The sequence below is a fragment of the Streptomyces sp. NBC_00090 genome (genome assembly GCF_045160815.1).
In the GTDB taxonomy this organism is placed as follows: Bacteria; Actinomycetota; Actinomycetes; order Streptomycetales; family Streptomycetaceae; genus Streptomyces.
This window is the reverse complement of the sequence record NZ_CP108224.1, coordinates 1,877,828-1,899,133: the sequence shown is the minus strand read 5'-3', so window position 1 is coordinate 1,899,133 and position 21,306 is coordinate 1,877,828. Positions and strand designations below refer to the sequence as shown.

Below are 21,306 nucleotides of genomic sequence, written 5' to 3'. Positions count from 1 at the left end.
TCATGGAATCAGTGCCCGGGCGTTGTGGAAACTGCGGGGCCGAAGTCAGACCCGACCTATAGGGTCTGATCTTGTACGGACTCAACCGAGCGGGCCGATTCGAGCGGGGTGAGGGATATGGCGACCAAGGACACCGGCGGCGGACAGCAGAAGGCGACGCGATCCACGGAGGAGGTCGAGGAGACCACCACTGAGGCGAGCTCCGACCTGCAGGAGCGCCAGGAGAAGCTGAGCGACGACGTGGACTCCGTCCTGGACGAGATCGACGACGTCCTGGAGGAGAACGCCGAGGACTTCGTGCGGTCTTTCGTACAGAAGGGCGGCGAGTAGCCGCACAGCGCGCCTGTACTCCTCCGTCCCCGGAGCCCCGGAGAAAGCCGTGGGTCCGGGGACGGATGACAGGCGGTGGCACGGGTAGGGTCCGTGCACAGCAATCAAGATCGGCTCGCTCGTCCCACGGCGGGCCGATTCCCCCACCCGGAAGGAATCGCGTGGAAGCCAACTCTCGTAGCACCGGGCGTCTGCCGGCGGCCTTCCTGACGCCGGGGTCGTCCTCGTTCATGGACTTCCTGTCCGAGCACTCGCCGGAGCTGGTGCCGGGCCGCCGCAAGCTGCCGCCCGGCGTCATCGACGCCCCGCACGGCACGACCATCGTGGCGGTCACGTTCCCCGGTGGGGTCGTCCTCGCCGGTGACCGGCGGGCCACCATGGGCAACATGATCGCGCAGCGGGACATGGAGAAGGTCTTCCCGGCCGACGAGTTCTCCGCCGTCGCCATCGCCGGCACCGCCGGTCTCGCGGTGGAGATGGTCAAGCTGTTCCAGCTGGAGCTGGAGCACTTCGAGAAGGTGGAGGGGGCCACGCTCTCCCTGGAGGGCAAGGCGAACCGCCTGTCCACCATGATCCGCGGCAACCTCGGCATGGCCATGCAGGGGCTCGCCGTCGTGCCGCTCTTCGCGGGCTGGGACGAGGCGAAGGAGAAGGGCCGGATCTTCTCCTACGACGTGACCGGCGGCCGCTCCGAGGAGCACGGCTACGCCGCCACCGGCTCCGGATCGATCTTCGCGCGCGGGTCGATGAAGAAGCTCTACCGTCCCGACCTCACCGAGGAGCAGGCCACGACCCTGGTCGTGCAGGCGCTGTACGACGCGGCGGACGACGACTCGGCGACCGGTGGCCCCGACATGGCCCGCCGGATCTTCCCGCTCGTCACCGTCATCACCGAAGAGGGTTTCCGCAGGCTCACCGAGGGCGAGTCCTCCGACCTGGCCCGATCGGTCACCGAGCGGCGTCTCGAGCAGCCCGACGGGCCGCGCGCCGCCCTGCTCTGACCACTCGTCGCTCTGTAGAAGCCCAGAAGAAAGGGACGGACAGCCGGTGTCCACTCCGTTCTACGTCTCCCCCCAGCAGGCCATGGCCGACCGGGCCGAGTACGCCCGCAAGGGCATCGCCCGAGGCCGCAGCCTTGTCGTCCTCCAGTACTCCGACGGCATCGTCTTCGTCGGCGAGAACCCGTCGCGCGCACTGCACAAGTTCAGCGAGATCTACGACCGGATCGGCTTCGCCGCCGCCGGCAAGTACAACGAGTACGAGAACCTCCGCATCGGCGGCGTGCGCTACGCCGACCTGCGGGGCTACACCTACGACCGGGAGGACGTCACCGCGCGCGGCCTGGCCAACGTCTACGCCCAGACGCTGGGCACGATCTTCTCCAGCGCGGGGGAGAAGCCGTACGAGGTGGAGCTGGTCGTCGCGGAGGTCGGCGCCGAGCCGGCGGGCGACCAGATCTACCGGCTGCCCCACGACGGCTCGATCGTGGACGAGCACGGCTCGGTCGCGGTCGGCGGAAACGCGGAGCAGATCGGCTCCTTCCTGGACCAGCGGCACCGGGACGGCATGTCCCTGGCCGAGGCCCTGAAGCTGGCCGTGCAGGCGCTCTCGCGGGACACCAACGGCAGCGAGCGGGAGATCCCCGCGGAGCGGCTGGAGGTGGCGGTCCTGGACCGTACGCGCCCGCAGCAGCGCAAGTTCAAGCGGATCGTCGGACGGCAGCTGTCGCGCCTCCTGCAGGCGGACAACGCGGCCGTGACGAAGACGGACGAGCCCTCGGACGAGGCTCCCGAGGAGTAGTCACTCCCTGGGAGCCCTCGGACGAGGCCTCCGAGGAGTAGTCACTCCCTGCCCGAGTCGAGGGGCCCCGGTACGCGTGAGCGGACCGGGGCCCCTCGGGCATTCCGGGCGGTCCCGGGGCGCCCGGCCGCCGCCGCTTCCGAGGGGTTGCCTCCGGATCGGCTCAGGCGGCCGGGGCGGGCCCGGAGGAGCCGCGGGGGACCAGGGTGACCGGGAGGTCGTCCGGAGCCTGCGGTTCCCCCGCGAGGACGGCCAGGAGGGCGGCCATGCCGCGCTCCCCGATGCGCTCGGCGGGCAGTGAGACGGTCGTCAGCTCCGGTTCGACGGCGGTCGCGAGCGAGAGATCGTCGAAGCCGGTGACCGAGACGTCCTCGGGGACCCGCAGCCCCAGCCGCCGCAGGGCCTTGCAGGCGCCCGCCGCGAGGATGTCGTCGTCGCACACGAGCGCCGTGGGCCGCGGGCCGGGCGTGGCGAGGGCGCGCTCCGTGGCGGCCATGGCGCCGTGCACGTCCAGCGGCGCGCGGACGGTCCGTACCGACACGTCGGCGAGGGCCTCGGCGAGCGCGGCGGCCCGGACGTCGAAGGTCCAGGAGGGCACGGCCGAGGCGAGGTGAACGAAGCGGCGGTGGCCCAGGGCGAGCAGGTGGCCCGTGACCTGGCGCATGCCGTCCGCGATGTCGAGGTTGACGTGGGCCGCGGCGCCGGTGTCGGCGGGGTCGCTGTCGAGCATGACGAGGGGCAGGTCCGTGCCCCTGAAGGCCTTCAGGGCGTCCGAGGCCATCGAGGAGGCGATGACCCCGTCGAGTGCCGCACGGGCCGAGGCGAAGGGGTCCTTGGCGGGCCCCACGCCGTCGGGGGAGGGGTACAGGACGACGCCGAAGCCGTGCCGGGCCGCGACGGTCGCGGCGCCCGTGTAGACGCGGGCGAAGAACTCGTTGGTGAGCGCCGGGACGACGAGCAGGGCCGTACGGGTGTGGCCGAGGCGGAGGTTTCGGGCGGCCAGGTTGGGCCGGTAGCCGAGGCTCCGCGCCGCCTCCCGCACGGTGTCGGCGGTGCGCTCGGAGACGCGGCCGCGCCACTTGTCGCCGAGGACGAGCGAGACGGTGGCCTGCGAGACGCCCGCGACCCGGGCGACGTCCCGGCTGGTCGGGCGCGTGCCGCCGAGCGGCTCCGGGGTCTGCACACAAGCCTCCGCGTCGGACGGGTCTCGGTCGGTCGTCGGTTCTCCGGTGCCCGGGCGCTCGCTCCGGTACGACGGACGGTCGGTGCGTCGCTACGCCGGTACGCCGGTACGCCGGGTGGAATCCGGACAGTACCCGGTCGTCCCCGGAGCGCGGGGTGGACCCGCGTACAGCCGACATGATACGTATGACGCCTGACGTTATACGTAAAACCTCGGCGGGGTCCGAGGGTGAGGGGAGACCGACATGGCCACCGAGGCCACGGCACACGGCGGCTATCTCGACATACTCCGGGCACCGCACGCCGCCCGGCTGCTCGCCGGGACGCTCGTCGGACGCCTGCCCAACGGCGTCGGCCCCATCGCCCTGACGCTCTTCGTCCGGGACCAGGGCGGCAGCTACACCCTCGCCGGCGGACTCATCGCCGCCTACGGCGTCGCCACCGCCGTCGGCCAGCCCCTCCTGGGCCGCGCCGTGGACCTCAAGGGCCAGCCCCGGGTCCAGCTGCCCGCCGCGGTCCTCTCCGCCCTCGGCATGGCCCTGCTCGCCCTCACCGGCATCGGCCACCTCGCCCTCGCCTACGCGGCCGTCGTCCTCGCCGGTCTCTTCACCCCGCCCCTGGAGGGCGGACTGCGGGCCCTGTGGCCGAGCGTCCTCGGCCGCGAGGACCGGGTCCACCGCGCCTACGCCCTCGACGCGGTCGCCCAGGAGGTCATGTTCACCGTCGGGCCCCTCCTGCTGACGCTCCTGGTCTCCCTCTGGTCGCCCGCCGCCGCCCTCCTCGTCATCAACGTCCTCGGCGTCCTCGGGGCCCTCGCCGTCGTCCTCTCCGAGCCCTCCCGCGCCTGGCGCTCCGCGCCCCGCGAGGCCCACTGGCTGGGGGCCCTGCGCTCGCCCGGCCTCCTCGCCCTCCTCGGCTCCTTCTTCTTCGTCGGCCTCGCCCTCGGCTCCATCACCGTCGCCGCCCTCTCCTACGCCGACGACGCGGGCACCCCCTCCGTCTACGGCTGGCTGATGGCCGCCCTCGGCCTCGGCGCCCTCCTCGGCGGTGTCGCCTACGGCGCCCGCCGGTGGTCCGGCGCGCCCGAGAGACGCCTGCGGGTCCTCGTCCTGCTCCTCGCGCTCTGTTACCTGCCGCTGACCCTCACGCCGGGCCCGGTCGCCATGACCGCCCTCTCGGTCCTCTCGGGCGTCTTCCTCGCGCCCGCCCTCGCCTGCGCGTTCATCGTCGTCGACCGGCACGCCCCGACCGGGACCGTCACCGAGGCCTTCTCCTGGCTCGTCACCACCTTCGGCGTCGGCTCGGCCCTCGGCTCCGCGGCCGCCGGACCCGCCGTCGAACTCGCCGGAACGGTCGCCGGATTCGCCGTCGCCGGCGTGGGCGGCCTGATCGCCTTCCTCGTCCTCCTCGCCACCGGCCGCGCCCTCCACGTCCCCGTGACCCCGGTGTCCCCGGCCCCCGCCGACGCGCGACACGCCGTCAGCGCGGGCGGTCCCACCCCCGTACACACCGAAAAGAACGCGCACTGATCGGAAAATGATCGAAACGGGAACGCCCAACCCGGTTTCATCACACGCCGTCAGGCGTAATGTTCAGACATGGACCGCCGCATTTTCGGGCTGGAGAACGAGTACGGCGTCACGTGCACGTTCAGGGGACAGCGCCGACTGTCTCCTGACGAAGTGGCGCGCTACCTCTTCCGCCGTGTCGTGTCATGGGGCCGCAGCAGCAATGTCTTCCTGCGGAACGGCGCCCGCCTGTACCTGGACGTGGGTTCGCATCCGGAATACGCCACACCGGAATGCGACAACGTGACCGAACTGGTCACCCACGACAAGGCCGGCGAGCGCATTCTCGAAGGCCTGCTCGTCGACGCCGAACGCCGCCTGCACGAGGAGGGAATCGCGGGCGACGTCTATCTCTTCAAGAACAACACCGACTCGGCCGGAAACTCCTACGGCTGCCACGAGAACTATCTCGTCGCCCGCCACGGGGAGTTCTCCCGGCTCGCGGACATCCTCATTCCCTTCCTCGTCACCCGGCAGCTCATCTGCGGCGCGGGAAAGGTCCTCCAGACCCCGCGTGGCGCGGTCTTCTGCGTCTCCCAGCGTGCCGAGCACATCTGGGAGGGCGTCAGCTCCGCCACGACCCGCTCCCGGCCCATCATCAACACCCGGGACGAGCCGCACGCCGACGCCGAGCGGTACCGCCGCCTCCACGTCATCGTCGGCGACTCGAACATGTCCGAGACGACGATGCTGCTCAAGGTCGGCGCCACCGACCTGGTGCTCCGCATGATCGAGGCCGGCACCGTGATGCGCGACCTGACCCTGGAGAACCCCATCCGGGCGATCCGCGAGGTCAGCCACGACATCACGGGCCAGCGCAAGGTCCGGCTCGCCAGCGGCCGCGAGGCCTCCGCCCTGGAGGTCCAGCGCGAGTACTACGAGAAGGCCGTCGACTTCGTCGACCGGCGCGGCATCCGCTCCGGCACCGTCGCCCAGGTCCTGGAGCTCTGGGGCCGCACCCTCGACGCGATCGAGAGCGAGCGGCTCGACCGCATCGAGACCGAGATCGACTGGGTCATGAAGCACCGGCTCATCGAGCGGTACCGGGCCAAGCACAACATGACCATGTCGAACCCGCGGGTCGCGCAGATAGACCTCGCGTACCACGACATCCACCGCCGCCGCGGGCTCTACTACCTGCTGCAGAAGAACGGGCAGGCGGCCCGGATCTGCAACGACATGAAGATCTTCGAGGGCAAGTCGGTGCCCCCGCAGACCACCAGGGCCCGGCTCCGCGGCGACTTCATCCGCCGCGCCCAGGAGCAGCGCCGGGACTTCACCGTCGACTGGGTCCACCTCAAGCTCAACGACCAGGCACAGCGCACCGTGTTGTGCAAGGACCCGTTCCGCTCCGTCGACGACCGCGTCGAAAAGCTGATCGCCGGAATGTAGGACCGGCGCGTACGTGTCCCCGGGGCCCCGCACGTTTGGCGTGCGGGGCCCTCGACGTGACAGGAGGAGCGCCTAGAGTGTCGGCACAACTACTGTGCCGTCTGAGATCTGAGGAACACGTGCGCCGACTTGCCGGCCTTCTCGTCGTCCCGCTGCTGCTGCTCTCGACAGCGGCGTGCGGCAGCGACGACAAGGGCTCCGATTCCGCCTCGATGAAGAACGGGCTGCCCGCCATCACCGCGGGGGTCAAGTTCGGCGAGAAGCCGACCCTCGCCAAGGGCGAGGGCGACCCGCCCAAGGAACTGAAGGTCAACGTCATCAGCGAGGGTGACGGCGCGGTGACGAAGAAGGGCGACGCCCTCCAGGTGAACTACCTGGGTCAGGCCTGGGACTCCACCACCCCCTTCGACAACAGCTTCGACCGCGGTCAGCCCTTCGACGTGACGCTGGGCGCCGGCCAGGTCATCAAGGGGTGGGAGCAGGCCCTCGAAGGGCAGAAGGTCGGCAGCCGCATCGAGGTCGGCATCCCGCCGGAGCTCGGTTACGGCGAGAAGGGCTCGCCGCCGAGCATCAAGCCGAACGCCACCCTCGTCTTCGTCGTTGACATCCTGAAGTCCGTCACGATCCCCAAGTCCGCCACCGGCACGCCGGTCGCCCAGGAGAACAAGGACCTGCCGAAGGTCGGGACGAACACCGACGGCAAGGCGCCCTCGCTGACCGTTCCCAAGGTCGACCCGCCCACCAAGCTCGTCTCGAACTACGTGCTCGAGGCCAACGGCGAGGCCGTCAAGGCCACCGACACGGTCGTCGTGAACTACGTCGCCGCCCTGTGGAAGGACGGCAAGGTCTTCGACTCCACCTACACCACCGGCAAGCCCGCGAACTTCCCGCTCGCGCAGCTCACGCTGAAGGGCCTCAAGGACGGTCTCGTCGGCAAGAAGATCGGCAGCCGCGTCCTCATCGTCGCCCCGCCGTCCGAGGCGTTCGGCGACAAGGAGCAGCAGGGCATCCCGAAGAACTCCACGCTGGTGTTCGCCGTGGACATCCTGACGAAGATGTAAGACTGTCCCGATCGCGCAGTTCATCAGTATGAGGAGCAGTTCAGTGAGCATCGAGAAGCCCGAGGTCGACTTCCCGGGTGGCGAGCCGCCGAAGGACCTGGAGATCAAGGACCTCTGGGAGGGCGACGGCGAGATCGCCGAGGCCGGCGACTTCGTCAAGGTCCACTACGTGGGTGTGGCCTTCTCCACCGGTGAGGAATTCGACGCCTCTTGGAACCGCGGCAACCCGCTCGACTTCCGTCTCGGTGTCGGCCAGGTCATCTCCGGCTGGGACAAGGGCGTCGAGGGCATGAAGGTCGGCGGCCGCCGCCAGCTGGTCATCCCCGCGCACCTCGCCTACGGCGACCGCGGTGCCGGCAGCGCCATCGCCCCGGGCGAGTCGCTGATCTTCGTCTGCGACCTCGTGGGCGTCGCCAAGCGCTGACCCACGGTCGTCCGAGGGCCCCCGCCACCCGTGGCGGGGGCCCTCGGCTTTTGTCCCGACACTCCGGGGCGGTACGGTCGGACGTCCGACAAGTGGATCCGGTAAATGAGGTGCGGGGCGTCGATGGCGATTGCCAAGTCCGAGCGACTGATGAATCTCGCGCTGTGTCTGCTCGGGACGCGCCGCCCGCTGAGCAAGCGCGAACTCCGCGGCTCCATCGAGGCCTACCTCGAAGCGAGCGGGGACGACGCCTTCAACCGGATGTTCGAGCGCGACAAGGACGACCTGCGCGAGCTGGGCCTCGTCATCGAGACGGTCGAGAACCTGGAGGGGGAGACCGGCTACCTCGCCCGCCGCGACTCCAACCGCCTTCCGCCCATCACCCTCGACGCCGAGGAGGCCGCCGCACTCGGCCTCGCCGCCAAGGTCTGGCAGCAGGCCCGCCTCGCGGGGGCCGCCAGCGGCGCCCTCCAGAAGCTCCGCGCCGCCGGCATGCCCGAGGCGGAGGACTCGTACGACGTCCAGCCCAGCGCCCTCGAACCCCGCATCCCGGTCCACGAGGCCGCCTTCGAGCCCCTCATGCTCGCCTGCCGAGACCGCCGCCCCGTCGTCTTCGACTACCGCAAGGCCAACGCCGCCCGCCCCGAGACCCGCCAGGTCGAGCCCTGGACCCTCGAGTGCTGGCGCGGCCACTGGTACCTCGCCGGCTGGGACCGCGACCGGGGCGCCGAGCGCGTCTTCCGTCTCTCCCGGATCACCGGCAAGGTCCGCTCCCGGGCCGGCGCCTTCACCGCGCCCGTGCCCGACGTCGTCACCGTCCGCGAGACCGTCGAGAGCTGGGCCGGCGAGACTGCCACCCGCTCCGCCAGGATCCGGCTGCGCGCCGGCTGCGGCTACCCGCTGCGGGCCCGCGCCCAGTCCGTGCGGGAGGGCGCCGACGGCTGGGACGAGCTGGAGATCCCGTACGGGCACGGGCTCGATGCCTGGCTCGTCGAGTTCGGTCCCGACGTCGTCGTGCGGGAACCCGCGGATCTGCGGGCCGATGTACTGGACCGGCTGCGCGCCGTGGCCAAGGGCTGAGGGGAAGACGTACCGCATGGCTGCCAACGCGATCGACCAGACGAGGCGGATGCTGTCCCTCGTCACCTATCTCCGTGAGCGCCCCGGCGCCCACGTCGCCGACGTCGCCCGGGCCTTCGGGATCACCGAGGACGAGCTGATCTCCGACCTGGACGTGCTGCCCATGTGCGGCACCAGCTTCCGCGGCGGCGACCTCCTCGACATCGACACCGACGGCGACCGGATCTGGTGGCACAACCCGGACGACGTCGCCGCGCCCCTGCGGCTCGCCGCCGACGAGGCGACCGCCCTCCTGGTCGCCGCCCGCGCCGTCGCCACCCTGCCCGGGCTCCGCGAGAGCGACCGGGACGCGCTGCTGCGCGCCACCGCCAAGCTGGAGGCCGCGGCCGGCGAGGCCGCCGGGGCCAGCTCCCGGCTCTCGGTCACCTTCGAGTCCGAGGGCGGCGTCTTCGCCGAGGTCGACCGGGCGATCTCCGAGCGCCGACGGCTGTGGGTGCGCTACTACTCGCCCGCGCGCGACGAGCTCACCGAGCGCGAGGTCGACCCGATCCGGCTCTTCGCCGTCGGCCACACCTACATGGAGGCGTGGTGCCGGCTCTCCGAGGCGCGCCGCACCTTCCGTCTCGACCGGGTCGTCGAGATCCGGCTCCTCGACGAGCACGCGGCGCCGCCGGAGCTCGAACTGCGCGACCTGTCGGAGGGGCTGGTCCAGCCCTCCGCCGACGACCCCGAGGTCGTCGTCGAGGTCGGCCCGGGCGGCCGCTGGGTCGCCGAGTACTACCCGCACGACCGGGCCGATGAGCTCCCCGACGGGGGGCTGCGGATCACCCTGCGGACGCCGGACCCCGCCTCGCTGCGGAGGCTCGCGCTCCGGCTGGGCAGCGACGGGCGGATCGTCGAGCCGCGCGAGCTCGCCGACAGCGCCCGCGAAGCGGCGACCGCCGCGCTCGCCGCGTACGAGGGCGTGTGACGTTCTCCGCTTCGAGGACGCTGTTGTTGACGTAGCCGCTGACGTAGCCGCTGACGTAGCGATCGACGTGGTTGACGACGTAGCTGTTGACCTGGTTTCTGCCGTAGAGAGATGAGGGAAATGTCCGTGATGCACGGTCTTGTGGCGACGATGGCCCCGGTCCTCTTCAAGGCCGCCTGCCCCGACTGCCGCTCCCGCTTCGAACTCTCCGCGAGCGCCCTGCGCCTCGCCATCGGAGCCAGCCGCCGCACCACCTTCTACTCCTTCACCTGCCCCGAGTGCGGCAGCTCCGTCCGCAAGCCCGCGGGCGAGCGCATCGTCGAGCTGCTCACCGGCGGCGGCGTCCGCACCCTGCGCCTCCACACCACCGTCTGACCGACCCGCACCCGCCCAAGGTCTAGGCTCAGCCCATGTTCTGGCCCATGCTCGCCATCGCCCTCGGATTCCTGGGCATCGCCGTCCTCGGCGTCCTCGCCATCAAGGTCTTCCTGGAGGTCCAGCGCCTCGGCCGTCAAGTGGCCCGCACCGCAGAGCGGATCAACCAGGCCGCCGAGGAGCTCGAAACCGCCGCCACAGGACTGGCTCGAACAGGCGAGACTCTGCGCTGAATCGGTGCCGTACGCTGCGGGAAGCGACCCCTGACCGGGCTCGCGGGACGCAATCCGGAATATGCACGGGCATTGCCCCACGTTTACTCCTGCGGGTTACGATCGCAGACAGCGCGGTGGCCGGACACATGTCCGACCCGCCGGGCACGCACTCCATGTCGCCTCGGTGAAGAAGGTAAAAGCTATGGGTAGGCTCGGCCCCACCGAGATCATTCTCATCCTCGTCGTCATCATTCTCCTGTTCGGCGCCAAGAAGCTCCCGGACATGGCCCGCTCGCTGGGCAAGTCGGCCCGCATCCTCAAGAGCGAGGCCAAGGCGATGAAGTCGGACGACCAGCAGAGCGCGCCCGCCGACCCGCCGCAGGCGGGAACCGGAACGCAGGACCAGCAGCCCGCGCCGCGCACCATCCAGGCCGCTCCCGGCGACGTGACCAGCTCGCGTCCCGTGACCGAGCCCTCGGACACCACCAAGCGCTGACCCGGTCCGCCGCGGCCGCCGCACCGTGCGGCGGCTGCCGCACGAGATGAGGACGTGGGTTGCCCAAGTCTGCCCGCAAGCAGGAGAAGGATCCCGAGGGTCGTATGCCCCTCGTGGAACACCTGCGTGAACTCCGCAACCGACTGGCGAAAGGTCTCCTCGCCGTCAGCGCGGTGACGATCGTTGCCCTCGTGTACAGCGAGGAGCTCATGCAGTTCCTGACGCGTTCGGTGCCCACCTGCGCACCAGGCGTCACCAGTGACGGCGGCAACTGCGCGATCGTCTCCTTCAACACGCTGATGGCCCCCTTCAGCACGACGATCCAGCTGTCCCTGACGGCGGGCCTCGTCGTCGCGAGCCCGGTCTGGCTGTACCAGCTGTGGGCGTTCGTCGCGCCCGGACTCCACAAGAGCGAGAAGAAGTACACGTACGCGTTCGTCGGCGCGGCCGTGCCGCTCTTCTCCGCCGGCGCCTACCTCGCGTACCTGATCCTGCCCATCAGCGTGAAGGTGCTCATCAGCCTCACGCCCAGCGGCTCCGCGAACATCCTCTCGCTCGGCGACGTCCTCGACTTCACCCTGCGCATGGTGCTCGTCTTCGGTCTCGCCTTCGAGCTCCCGCTGGTCCTGGTCATGCTCAACCTCACCGGCGTCCTCACCGGCCGCCGTATGGCCGGCTGGTGGCGCGGCGTGATCATGGGCGTCTTCGTCTTCGGCGCCGTCATCACCCCGACCACCGACCCCATCGGCATGATCGCCCTCGCGGGACCCATCACGATCCTGTACTTCGGGGCCGTCGGCTTCTCGCTCCTCAACGACCGGCGACGCAGGCGCAACAACCCCGACGCCGAACTCGACGACGACGAGGCCTCCGAGCTCGACCTCACCCCCGAGGCCGTCGGGGCCATCGAGCCCGTCAGCGCCGCCCGCGCCCTGCCCGAGCAGGCCACCGGGCCCGGGGAGAGCGGCGGAACCGCCGCCCACCGGCTCAACGGTTACGACGACATCACCTGATCTTGTAGGGTCCCCCCAGACTCCGTCCGGGGGGACCCCCATATGACCAGCGACATCACCCTCTTCGTCAACCCCACCACCGGCCGCGGCCGCGGCGCCCACGCCGCACAGCCCGCCGCCCAGGCCCTCAGGGACGCCGGATTCTCGGTCCGGACCGTCCTCGGGCACGACGCCGACGACGCCCTCTCCCGGGCCCGCGATGCCGTCGACGCGGGGACCGGCGCCCTCGTCGCCGTCGGCGGCGACGGCATGATCTCGCTCGCGCTCCAGGCGGTCGCGGGAACCCGCACCCCGCTCGGTGTCATCGCCGTCGGCACCGGCAACGACTTCGCCCGCACCCTCGGCCTGCCGGTCCGCGACCCGGCCGCCGCCGCACGCGTCACCGCCCAGCTCCTCAAGGACACGGGCGGCCACACGATGGACCTCGGGCGGATCACGGGCCGGGACCTCGGGTCGAGCGCGGGTCAGGGCCCCGGGTCGAGCGCGGGTCGGGGCCTCGGGCAGGCCGCGACCGGCGGCGCCACCACCCGCTGGTTCGGCACCGTCCTCGCCTCCGGCTTCGACTCCCGCGTCAACGACCGCGGCAACCGCATGCGCATCCCCGCCGGACGCTTCAAGTACGACCTCGCGATCCTGGCCGAGCTCGCGGCCTTCCGGGCCGTTCCCTACCGCCTCACCCTCGACGACGGGCGCGTCGTCGAGACCGACGCGACCCTCGTCGCCGTCGGCAACGGCACCTCCTACGGCGGCGGCATGCGCATCTGCGCCGACGCCCGCACCGACGACGGACTCCTCGACGTCACGGTCGTCGGCGACTGCTCCCGCGCCACCCTGATCAAGGTCTTCCCGCGCGTCTACCGCGGCACCCACCTCGATCACCCCGCGGTGACCACGTACCGGGTCCGCTCCCTCACCCTCGACGCCCCCGACACCACCGGCTACGCGGACGGCGAGCCCCTCGGCCCCCTGCCCCTCACGGTGGAGTGCGTCCCCGGCGCACTGCACGTCCTGGCGCCCCCCGTACCCCCCGGACCATTGCCCCGATAAAGATCGCGTCACTGTCACAGGTGGCGGGTAGGCTCGATGACAAGATGACAGAGGACCTCACACCAGCCGAAGCGTACGCAGCTGCCCGCGCCCGAAACGCCGAGCAGGCCACCGCGCTGGCCCCCTTCCGCGAGATGTACGAATTCGGTCTGGACCCCTTCCAGATCGAGGCGTGCAAGGCCCTCGAAGCGGGCAAGGGCGTGCTCGTCGCCGCGCCCACGGGCTCAGGCAAGACCATCGTCGGCGAGTTCGCCGTGCACCTCGCCCTCAGCCAGGGCCGCAAGTGCTTCTACACGACACCCATCAAGGCGCTGTCGAACCAGAAGTACGCCGACCTCGTCAAGCGGTACGGAGGCGCCAAGGTCGGCCTCCTCACCGGCGACAACAGTGTCAACGGTGACGCCCCGATCGTCGTCATGACCACCGAAGTCCTCCGCAACATGCTGTACGCGGGGTCCCAGGCCCTCTCCGGCCTCGGCTACGTCGTCATGGACGAGGTCCACTACCTCTCCGACCGCTTCCGTGGCGCCGTCTGGGAGGAAGTGATCATCCACCTCCCCGAGTCCGTCACGCTGGTCTCGCTCTCCGCGACCGTCTCCAACGCCGAGGAGTTCGGCGACTGGCTCGACACCGTCCGCGGCGACACCGAGGTCATCGTCTCCGAGAGCCGCCCCGTACCCCTCTGGCAGCACGTCCTCGCCGGACGCCGGATGTACGACCTCTTCGAGGAGGAGACCGACCACGGCGGCCGCGGCTCCTCCCGCCGCGAGGTCAACCCCGACCTCGTCCGCCTCGCCCGCACCGAGAACACGACCTACAACCCGCGCGACCGGCGCCGCGGCAAGATGGTCCGCGAGGCCGACCGCGAGCGCGAGCGCCGCCAGCGCACCCGCATCTGGACCCCCGGCCGCCCCGAGGTCATCGAGCGCCTCGACGCCGAAGGGCTCCTGCCCGCCATCACCTTCATCTTCAGCCGCGCCGGCTGCGAGGCCGCCGTGCAGCAGTGCCTCTACGCCGGACTCCGTCTCAACAACGACGAAGGACGTCTGCGCGTCCGCGAGATCGTCGAGGAGCGCACCGCCTCCATCCCCACCGAAGACCTCCACGTCCTCGGCTACTACGAGTGGCTCGAAGCCCTGGAGCGGGGCATCGCCGCCCACCACGCCGGCATGCTCCCCACCTTCAAGGAGGTCGTCGAGGAGCTCTTCGTCCGCGGCCTCGTCAAGGCCGTCTTCGCCACCGAGACCCTCGCCCTCGGCATCAACATGCCGGCGCGGTCCGTCGTCCTCGAGAAGCTCGTCAAGTGGAACGGCGAACAGCACGCCGACATCACCCCCGGCGAGTACACCCAGCTCACCGGCCGCGCCGGCCGCCGCGGCATCGACGTCGAGGGCCACGCCGTCGTCCTCTGGCAGCGCGGCCTCGACCCCGGCCACCTCGCCGGACTCGCCGGCACGCGCACGTACCCCCTGCGCTCCAGCTTCCGGCCCTCGTACAACATGGCGGTCAACCTCGTCGACCAGTTCGGCCGCCACCGCTCCCGCGAACTCCTCGAGACCTCCTTCGCCCAGTTCCAGGCAGACCGCTCCGTCGTGGGCATCTCCCGCCAGGTGCAGAAGAACGAGGAAGGGCTGGAGGGCTACCGCGAGGGCATGACCTGCCACCTCGGCGACTTCGAGGAGTACGCGCGGCTCCGCCGCGACCTCAAGGACCGCGAGACCGACCTGGCCCGGCAGGGTGCCGCCCAGCGGCGCGCCCAGGCCGCCGCCTCGCTGGAGAAGCTCAAGCCGGGTGACATCATCCACGTCCCCACCGGCAAGTTCGCCGGCCTCGCCCTCGTCCTCGACCCCGGCATTCCCGCGGGACGTACCAACGGCCACCGTGGATTCGAGCACCACGACGGCCCCCGCCCCCTCGTCCTCACCGCCGAGCGGCAGGTCAAGAGGCTCGCCTCCATCGACTTCCCCGTCCCCGTCGAAGCGCTCGACCGCATGAGGGTCCCCAAGTCCTTCAACCCCCGCTCCCCGCAGTCCCGCAGAGACCTCGCCTCCGCGCTGCGCACCAAGGGCGGGCACATCAATCCCGAGCGCCACCACAAGCAGCGCGCCGCCGCCGCCGACGACCGCGAGATCGCCCGGCTGCGCACCGAGATCCGCGCCCATCCCTGCCACGGCTGCGACGAGCGCGAGGACCACGCCCGCTGGGCCGAGCGCTACCACCGCCTCCAGCGCGACACGCACCAGCTGGAGCGGCGCATCGAGGGCCGTACCAACACCATCGCCCGTACCTTCGACCGGATCGTCGCACTCCTCACGGAGCTCGACTACCTGCGCGGTGACGAGGTCACGGAGAACGGCAAGCGGCTCGCCCGGCTCTACGGCGAACTCGACCTGCTGGCCAGCGAATGCCTGCGCGACCGCGTCTGGGAGGGCCTCACCCCGCCGGAACTCGCCGCCTGCGTCTCGGCGTTGGTGTTCGAATCGCGCCAGGCGGACGACGCCGTCGCGCCGAAGCTGCCCACGGGCAACGCCAAGGCGGCGCTCGGCGAGATGGTCCGGATCTGGGGGCGCCTCGACGGCCTCGAAGAGGAGTTCAAGATCAACCAGGCGGAGGGCGTCGGCCAGCGCGAGCCCGACCTCGGCTTCGCCTGGGCCGCCTACCAGTGGGCCTCCGACAAGAGCCTCGACGAGGTCCTCCGTGAGGCCGGGATGCCCGCGGGCGACTTCGTCCGCTGGTGCAAGCAGGTCATCGACGTCCTCGGACAGATCGCCGCCGCGGCGCCCAAGGAGAACAGCACCGTCTCCAAGAACGCCCGCAAGGCCGTCGACTCACTGCTGCGGGGCGTCGTCGCCTACAGCTCGGTGGGCTGACGCCTCCGGTTCCGTTCAGGCCAGTGCCCGTGGCGATCACGCCACGGGCACTCGGCGTTCCGTCCCCTGTGCGCAGGGTTGTCCACAGGGCGTCGTCCACAGGGGTGGCGCGTGGGCGGACCCTTCCGCTTGCATGGACTCGCACGCAGGGAAGGTCAGTTGGGGAGGGGACGCACATGACCACGGAAGCCGGTCCGGACGCCGGGGCACGCGGTGACGGGGCGCACGGTGACGGGGCACGCGGCGACGCGGCGCGGGCGGTGCCGGAGATCGTCGAAGGCCCCCGAGGAGTACCCCTCCTCGGGAACCTGCCCGCTTTCGGCAAGAACCCCCTCGCCTTCTTCGAACAGTTGCGGGCGCGCGGCGACTTCGTGCGCTGGCGCTTCGGCCGCGGCCCCGCCCTCTTCATCGCGCACCCCGACACCATCGGCGAACTCCTCACCGAGGTCGAGCGCACCTTCGACCAGCCCGACCTCGGCATCGCCTTCCGCACCCTCCTTGGCGACGGGGTCGTCGTCGCCAAGGGTGCCGACTGGCGGCGCAAGCGTTCGCTCGTCCAGCCCTCCGTCCGCCCCAAGCAGGTCCGGTTCTACGCGGCGACCATGACCGAATGCGCCGTCGCCCTCGCCGACCGATGGGCCGACGGGCAGCGCGTCGACATCAAGAAGGAGATGGCGGCCCTCACTCAACTCGTCGCGGTCCGCACCATCTTCGGAGTCGACACGGCCGCCGACGCCGAGTCCATCGGCCGTGCCATGGACATCGCCCAGCAGGAGATCGGCGCCGAGTTCAGCGGCATCGGGGCCGTCCTGCCCGACTGGGTGCCCACTCCGGGACGCGCCCGCATCAAGCGGGCCACCGCCGTCATCGACGCGGAGGTGTCCCGCGTCGTCTCCCGCCACCGCGACGGCGACGGCGAACGGCCCGACCTCCTCAGCCGCCTCCTCGCCGCCCGGGACGAGACCGGCGCCAGCCTCTCCGACCGGGAGATCCGCGACGAGACCGTCACCCTGTACATCGGCGGCCACGAGACGACCAGCTCCACCCTCGTCTGGGCCTGGTACCTGCTCTCCCGCAACCCCCGGGTCCGCGACGCCCTCACCGAGGAGCTCGACCGGGTCCTCGCCGACCACGAACCGGGCTACGACGACTACGCCGCCCTTCCCTACACCCAGGCCGTCGTCAAGGAGACCCTCCGCCTCTACCCCACGATCTGGCTCATCACCGGTATCGCCAAGGAAGGCGCCACCCTCGGCGGCACCCCCGTCCCCGCCGGGACCCGCGTCTGGTCGAGCCAGTGGGCCACCCAGCGGGACCCCCGCTGGTACGGCGACGCCGAAGCCTTCCGTCCCGAGCGCTGGCTCACCACCGAGGCCGGCGAGCCCGCAGAGCAGATACCCGAGTACGCCTGGTTCCCCTTCGGCGGTGGCCCCCGCGTCTGCCTCGGCACCCGCTTCGCCCTGGTCGAAGCCGTCCTCGTCCTCGCCGTCCTCGCCCGGCGCTACCACCTGGACCTCACCACCGACGAGATCCACCCGGTGCCCAGCCTCACCCTCCAGCCCGACCGGGACGTCCTCGCCACGGTCCGCGCCCGGAGCTGACGTCCCGGCAGGTCCGGTGCGTCAGGCCCGCTATCGTCACCGGATGTCCGAAGACCCCGAGAAGTCCAACACCGCGATGGCCACCTGGCAGGAGTGGCAGGAGGCCCCCTGGGGCCGCCTCCGCTACGCGGTCGCCGAGGCGAACCTGACGCGGCACCTTGACGGCCCCGAGGGCGGACGGCCGCTGCGGGTGCTCGACCTCGCGGGCGGCGACGGCGGCGACGCGCTGCGCCTCGCCGCCCGTGGACACCACGTCACGGTGGTCGACTACGCACCGGCCACGGCGGAGGAGGTCATCCCGGTCCTCCGGGACCTCGGCTGCCGGGACGTGCGGCACTACGGCATCCGCAACTTCTGCGACTACATCACCGACGACGCCCGCAAGTACGACCAGGAGTACTACGACAGCCTCGAACGCCTGGAGCTCGCCGCCACCGCGAGACATCCCTACCCGCACAGCGCCCGGCTCCTCCAACTGACCGCCCGAAAGCGGACCGCCTGACCCGCCGTCGTCCGGCCACCGGGACTAGGGCGTGTGTCGAAAGTCCCGCCTGCCCGGCGGCGCCCGGCACGCACGCTCGCCGCGTTGTCGGGATCGCCCCGATACCTCCAGTATCGGTGCGACCCTCCGCCTTGCGATCGCACGCACCGGACACCGCCGGGCCTGCCCTTCGGGCAGACGGCGCTACTTTCGACACACGCCCTAGAGGGTGTCCGCGGCCCGCATCCTCCAGGCCCGGACCGCCAGGAAGAGCGGCAGGGCGATGGGGGAGAGGAGGATCGTCAGGAGGAGCAGGGGGGCCATCAGGAAGGGCGAGATGTCGAGGCGGCGGCCCTCGCGGTACATCCACTGGCCGAGGAGCAGGTCCCAGGCGATGATCTGTGCCCAGATCGCGCCGGCCCCGTTCGCGAGCGCCGCCAGTTCGCGGAAGGTGTCGATGTCGGGGCTGCTGACCGCCGTCCACAGCTCCGGCAGGACGGGGGCGGCCAGGACGGCCCAGAGGGCCAGGAGCGGAAGGACGGTCAGGGGCGAGGCGGCGACGCGCTCGGTGACCCGCCATCCCGGTGCGAGGATCATCAGGAACCAGACGGGCGCCGCCAGGAAGAACGTCAACTCGAAGAGGAAGCCGGTCATGCCGAGACCTCCTCGGAGGCGGAGGGGGAGGGGGCGGAGGGGGTGGGGGTGGGGGAGGTCCGGAGGGACACCACCGTGGACGCCCCGCCCAGCAGCGCGATCGCTCCCGCGGCGGCGAGCGTCACGCCGTCCGGCGAGAACAGGGCCTGGCCGCGCAGCGCCTGCCAGGTCAGCAGGGCGAAGGTCGCCGCGTAGACCCCCGAGGCCGTGAGCGTGAGCCGGAGGCGGATGCGTTCGTCGGCGAGCCGGGCGAAGCGCGGTGCGAGGGCGGCCAGGACGAGCAGCAGCAGCGGGAGCAGCTGGAGCGCGTGCATGCCGAAGAAGTGGGGCACGCGCAGGTCGCCGCCGGTCGTCGCCCAGCCGGTCAGCGGCATCGAGGCACCGCCGTCCGGAACCCCGACGCTGTGGGCGCCGCTGATCGGGGAATCCTCGACCGCCAGCTGCTCCGGCGTCGGAGGCACCATCAGGAAGCCCACGGCGGTGCCCGCGAGGGCGATCAGCGAGGAGAGCCGGACGGCCCAGGCGGTGGCGCGGTCGAGGATCCGGGCGCGCAGCAGGAGTGCCGCGATGACCAGGGCGCCGAGCCAGAGGACGACGATGGTGGCTCCCATGATCTGGAAGACGGCCGTGTCGAAGGGGGTCGCCTGGTTGAAGTGGCTCTGGGTGCCGCGGATCACCTGGAGGGTGATGAGCACCATCTCGCCCGCACTGGTGGCGGCGACCACGGTCCCGGCCCACCAGCCGATCCGGTGTGCGCGGGGGAGTGGGGCGAGGAGCGAGAGCATCCAGGCGAGCGAGAGCGAGTAGGCGATGAACGAGACCGAGAACTTGAAGGGCTTGGTCCAGATCGGCACGCCCACCAGGATCCGGTCGTCGACGACGATGCCGACCGCGGAGACGAGCGCGAGGACGACCATCGAGCCGGTGAACCAGACCAGCGGGCGATGGAGCCGGGCGAGTGGGTTCAGCAAGGACATACGGATCCCCCCGTGGGAAAGTATGGATAGTGGCACTTGCCGCTATCTGATAGCGCCACTATCTATGATGAGGGCGTCGGTCGGCAAGGCCGTTGAAAGACCGGAAGGGTGAACGCGCGGTGCGCATCGGAGAGTTGAGTCGCAGGACCGGGGTGTCCGTACCGACGATCAAGTTCTACGTACGGGAGGGGCTGCTGCCGGCCGGAGAGCTGACGAGCCCGAACCAGGCCTCGTACGGGGAGGCGCACGTCCAGCGGCTCCGCCTGATCCGGGCGCTCCTCGATGTGGGCGGGCTGTCGGTCGCCGGCGTCCGAGAGGTGATCGTCGCGGTCGACGACTCCGAGCGGCCGGTGCACAGGGTGCTGGGCGCCGCGACGGTCAGGATGGTGCCGCGCTACGAGCGTGAACCGGACGACGGGGTGAGGGAGGCGCGGAAGAGGGTCGCGGAGCTCATCGCCGCGCGCGGCTGGCGCACCCATGCGGACAACCCGGCCGCGGAGGCGCTGGCGATGGCCCTCGCGACCGTCGAGGAGGTCGGCCACGGCGACTTCTTCGAGGTCCTGGACGTGTACGCGGACGCGGCGGAGCGGGTGGCGCGGGCGGACCTGGACTACGTGGCGCACCATGTGGCGCGCGAAGAGGTCGTGGAGAGCGCCGTCGTCGGGACGGTTCTGGGCGACGCGATCTTCTCGGCGATGCGCAGGCTGGCCCACGTGGACGCCTCGGACCGCGTGTTCGGCGGCCGTACGACGTAAGCCCGGGAGGGGCTGAGCGGTGGAGGTGCGGCGGACGTCGCACGGGAGTGTGGCGGGAATGGCGTGGGGGAGGGGGCGGCGGAGGGCGGTGGGGAACGGCGAGGGGGCGGGGGCCGCTCCGGCGCCCCCGCCCCCTCCGTGGTCCGAGCCTCAGTTCTCCTGCTCGCGCTCCACCTGGTCGTTCCACTCGCGCTTGATCGCGCGCCACGCCTCGTCCGTCTTCCCCAGCCGCCAGTAGCCCGAGATCGACAGCCGCTCGCGGGACACTCCGCGCTCCATCCGCAGGTGCCGGCGGAGCTCCTTCACGAAGCCCGCCTCGCCGTGGACGAAGGCGTGGGCGTCGCCCGCCGGGAAGTCCAGCGCGCGGACGGCCTCGACGACGGCCTCGCCCGCCGGGCGGTCACCGCGGTGCAGCCAGGTGACGTCCACCCCCGCCGCCGTCGCGAACTTCTGCTCCTCGGTGGCGTCCGCGACCTCCACGAACGCGTGCACCCGCGCCCCCGCGGGCAGCCGCTCCAGCGCCACCGCGATCGCCGGCAGCGCGCTCTCGTCGCCCGCGAGCAGGTGCCAGTCCGCCGCCGGGTCCGGCGTGTAGCCGCCGCCGGGGCCGAGGAAGCGCACCGTCTCGCCCGCCCGGGCGCGCGCCGCCCACGGGCCGGCGAGGCCCTCGTCGCCGTGGACCACGAAGTCGATGGTCAGCTCCCGGTGGACCGGGTCCCAGGCCCGCACCGTGTACGTCCGTGTCGTCGGCCACTGGTCCCGGGGGAACTCCTCCCGGATCCGCTCCATGTCGAACGGCTCGGGGTACGCGACGCCCTCGGGGGCGAAGAGCAGCTTCACGTAGTGGTCGGTGTACTCGCCGACCTCGAAGGCGTCGAGTCCGGGGCCTCCCAGGACGACCCGCACCATGTGCGGGGTGATCCGCTCGGTGCGCACCACGCGCGCTTCGGTGGCCTTCGGTGCCTTGCGGGCCGGCTGCTCTGCCACGACGGGCTCTCCTGACTGTACGAACTTA

Annotated in this window: 22 protein-coding genes; 18 read left to right on the top strand and 4 right to left on the bottom strand. The window is 71.3% G+C overall.

What is annotated here, in order from left to right; translation table 11 throughout:
- Window positions 1-117 precede the first annotated feature (117 nt).
- The 3 genes from OG361_RS08325 (at window position 118) to prcA (ending at window position 2,130) form a co-directional block, all read left to right on the top strand.
- The gene (locus OG361_RS08325; RefSeq protein ID WP_030315996.1) at window positions 118-330 is read left to right on the top strand and encodes a ubiquitin-like protein Pup; all 213 of its coding nucleotides are present in this window, start codon (window positions 118-120) and stop codon (window positions 328-330) included.
- A 161-nt stretch (window positions 331-491) separates the two neighbouring features.
- Complete coding sequence (gene prcB / locus OG361_RS08320) at window positions 492-1,331, top strand: proteasome subunit beta (protein WP_384574448.1); 840 nt, start codon at window positions 492-494, stop codon at window positions 1,329-1,331.
- A gap of 46 nt (window positions 1,332-1,377) precedes the next feature.
- The gene (prcA, locus tag OG361_RS08315) at window positions 1,378-2,130 is read left to right on the top strand and encodes a proteasome subunit alpha (protein ID WP_384574451.1); all 753 of its coding nucleotides are present in this window, start codon (window positions 1,378-1,380) and stop codon (window positions 2,128-2,130) included.
- Between the two features lie 163 nt (window positions 2,131-2,293).
- Here the strand turns inward: prcA and OG361_RS08310 are convergent, their stop codons facing one another.
- A complete protein-coding gene (locus tag OG361_RS08310; protein WP_405852703.1) occupies window positions 2,294-3,313 on the bottom strand; it encodes a LacI family DNA-binding transcriptional regulator in 1,020 nt (339 codons plus the stop codon).
- 244 nt (window positions 3,314-3,557) lie between these two features.
- Here OG361_RS08310 and OG361_RS08305 point away from each other — a divergent pair, with 244 nt between their 5' ends.
- From OG361_RS08305 to OG361_RS08240, 14 genes are all read left to right on the top strand, one after another.
- Window positions 3,558-4,841, top strand: coding sequence for an MFS transporter (locus OG361_RS08305; protein WP_405852702.1), 1,284 nt, complete (start codon window positions 3,558-3,560; stop codon window positions 4,839-4,841).
- A 69-nt stretch (window positions 4,842-4,910) separates the two neighbouring features.
- Window positions 4,911-6,272 carry a Pup--protein ligase gene (gene pafA / locus OG361_RS08300; RefSeq protein WP_187622747.1) on the top strand — a complete coding sequence of 454 codons (1,362 nt, stop codon included), beginning with the start codon at window positions 4,911-4,913 and terminating at the stop codon, window positions 6,270-6,272.
- A 119-nt stretch (window positions 6,273-6,391) separates the two neighbouring features.
- Window positions 6,392-7,333, top strand: a complete 942-nt coding sequence (locus tag OG361_RS08295; RefSeq protein ID WP_405852701.1) for an FKBP-type peptidyl-prolyl cis-trans isomerase — start codon at window positions 6,392-6,394, stop codon at window positions 7,331-7,333.
- A gap of 43 nt (window positions 7,334-7,376) precedes the next feature.
- Complete coding sequence (locus OG361_RS08290; RefSeq protein WP_405852700.1) at window positions 7,377-7,757, top strand: FKBP-type peptidyl-prolyl cis-trans isomerase; 381 nt, start codon at window positions 7,377-7,379, stop codon at window positions 7,755-7,757.
- A gap of 123 nt (window positions 7,758-7,880) precedes the next feature.
- On the top strand, window positions 7,881-8,837 hold the full coding sequence (locus tag OG361_RS08285; protein ID WP_384574466.1) for a helix-turn-helix transcriptional regulator: 957 nt from the start codon (window positions 7,881-7,883) through the stop codon (window positions 8,835-8,837).
- A gap of 16 nt (window positions 8,838-8,853) precedes the next feature.
- Complete coding sequence (locus OG361_RS08280) at window positions 8,854-9,807, top strand: helix-turn-helix transcriptional regulator (protein WP_384574469.1); 954 nt, start codon at window positions 8,854-8,856, stop codon at window positions 9,805-9,807.
- 111 nt (window positions 9,808-9,918) lie between these two features.
- Window positions 9,919-10,182 (top strand): hypothetical protein, encoded by a 264-nt coding sequence (locus tag OG361_RS08275; RefSeq protein WP_405852699.1) that lies wholly within the window; start codon window positions 9,919-9,921, stop codon window positions 10,180-10,182.
- Between the two features lie 35 nt (window positions 10,183-10,217).
- On the top strand, window positions 10,218-10,415 hold the full coding sequence (locus OG361_RS08270) for a hypothetical protein (RefSeq protein WP_405852698.1): 198 nt from the start codon (window positions 10,218-10,220) through the stop codon (window positions 10,413-10,415).
- A 184-nt stretch (window positions 10,416-10,599) separates the two neighbouring features.
- Window positions 10,600-10,893 carry a Sec-independent protein translocase subunit TatA gene (tatA, locus tag OG361_RS08265; protein ID WP_384574475.1) on the top strand — a complete coding sequence of 98 codons (294 nt, stop codon included), beginning with the start codon at window positions 10,600-10,602 and terminating at the stop codon, window positions 10,891-10,893.
- Window positions 10,894-10,997: 104 nt separating this feature from the next.
- The gene (tatC, locus tag OG361_RS08260) at window positions 10,998-11,906 is read left to right on the top strand and encodes a twin-arginine translocase subunit TatC (RefSeq protein ID WP_384574477.1); all 909 of its coding nucleotides are present in this window, start codon (window positions 10,998-11,000) and stop codon (window positions 11,904-11,906) included.
- 42 nt (window positions 11,907-11,948) lie between these two features.
- Window positions 11,949-12,953: a diacylglycerol kinase gene (locus OG361_RS08255; RefSeq protein ID WP_405852697.1), complete on the top strand. Its 1,005-nt coding sequence runs from the start codon at window positions 11,949-11,951 to the stop codon at window positions 12,951-12,953.
- A 44-nt stretch (window positions 12,954-12,997) separates the two neighbouring features.
- Complete coding sequence (locus OG361_RS08250) at window positions 12,998-15,823, top strand: DEAD/DEAH box helicase (protein WP_405852696.1); 2,826 nt, start codon at window positions 12,998-13,000, stop codon at window positions 15,821-15,823.
- Window positions 15,824-15,999: 176 nt separating this feature from the next.
- Entirely contained in the window at window positions 16,000-17,424 is a 1,425-nt protein-coding gene (locus tag OG361_RS08245) for a cytochrome P450 (protein ID WP_405852695.1), read from the top strand.
- 43 nt (window positions 17,425-17,467) lie between these two features.
- Window positions 17,468-17,926, top strand: a complete 459-nt coding sequence (locus OG361_RS08240) for a hypothetical protein (RefSeq protein ID WP_405852694.1) — start codon at window positions 17,468-17,470, stop codon at window positions 17,924-17,926.
- A gap of 201 nt (window positions 17,927-18,127) precedes the next feature.
- On the opposite strand, the gene OG361_RS08235 is transcribed toward OG361_RS08240, so the two are convergent.
- Together OG361_RS08235 and OG361_RS08230 are read right to left on the bottom strand one after the other, a co-directional pair.
- Window positions 18,128-18,559 carry an ABA4-like family protein gene (locus OG361_RS08235; protein ID WP_405852693.1) on the bottom strand — a complete coding sequence of 144 codons (432 nt, stop codon included), beginning with the start codon at window positions 18,557-18,559 and terminating at the stop codon, window positions 18,128-18,130.
- Entirely contained in the window at window positions 18,556-19,536 is a 981-nt protein-coding gene (locus OG361_RS08230) for a hypothetical protein (protein ID WP_405852692.1), read from the bottom strand. The genes OG361_RS08235 and OG361_RS08230 overlap by 4 nt, the downstream gene beginning before the upstream one ends.
- A 119-nt stretch (window positions 19,537-19,655) precedes the next feature.
- On the opposite strand from OG361_RS08230, the gene OG361_RS08225 reads away from it, so the two are divergent.
- Window positions 19,656-20,291 (top strand): MerR family transcriptional regulator, encoded by a 636-nt coding sequence (locus OG361_RS08225; RefSeq protein WP_405852691.1) that lies wholly within the window; start codon window positions 19,656-19,658, stop codon window positions 20,289-20,291.
- A 150-nt stretch (window positions 20,292-20,441) separates the two neighbouring features.
- Here the strand turns inward: OG361_RS08225 and OG361_RS08220 are convergent, their stop codons facing one another.
- Window positions 20,442-21,278 (bottom strand): siderophore-interacting protein, encoded by an 837-nt coding sequence (locus tag OG361_RS08220; RefSeq protein ID WP_405852690.1) that lies wholly within the window; start codon window positions 21,276-21,278, stop codon window positions 20,442-20,444.
- Window positions 21,279-21,306: the final 28 nt, after the last annotated feature.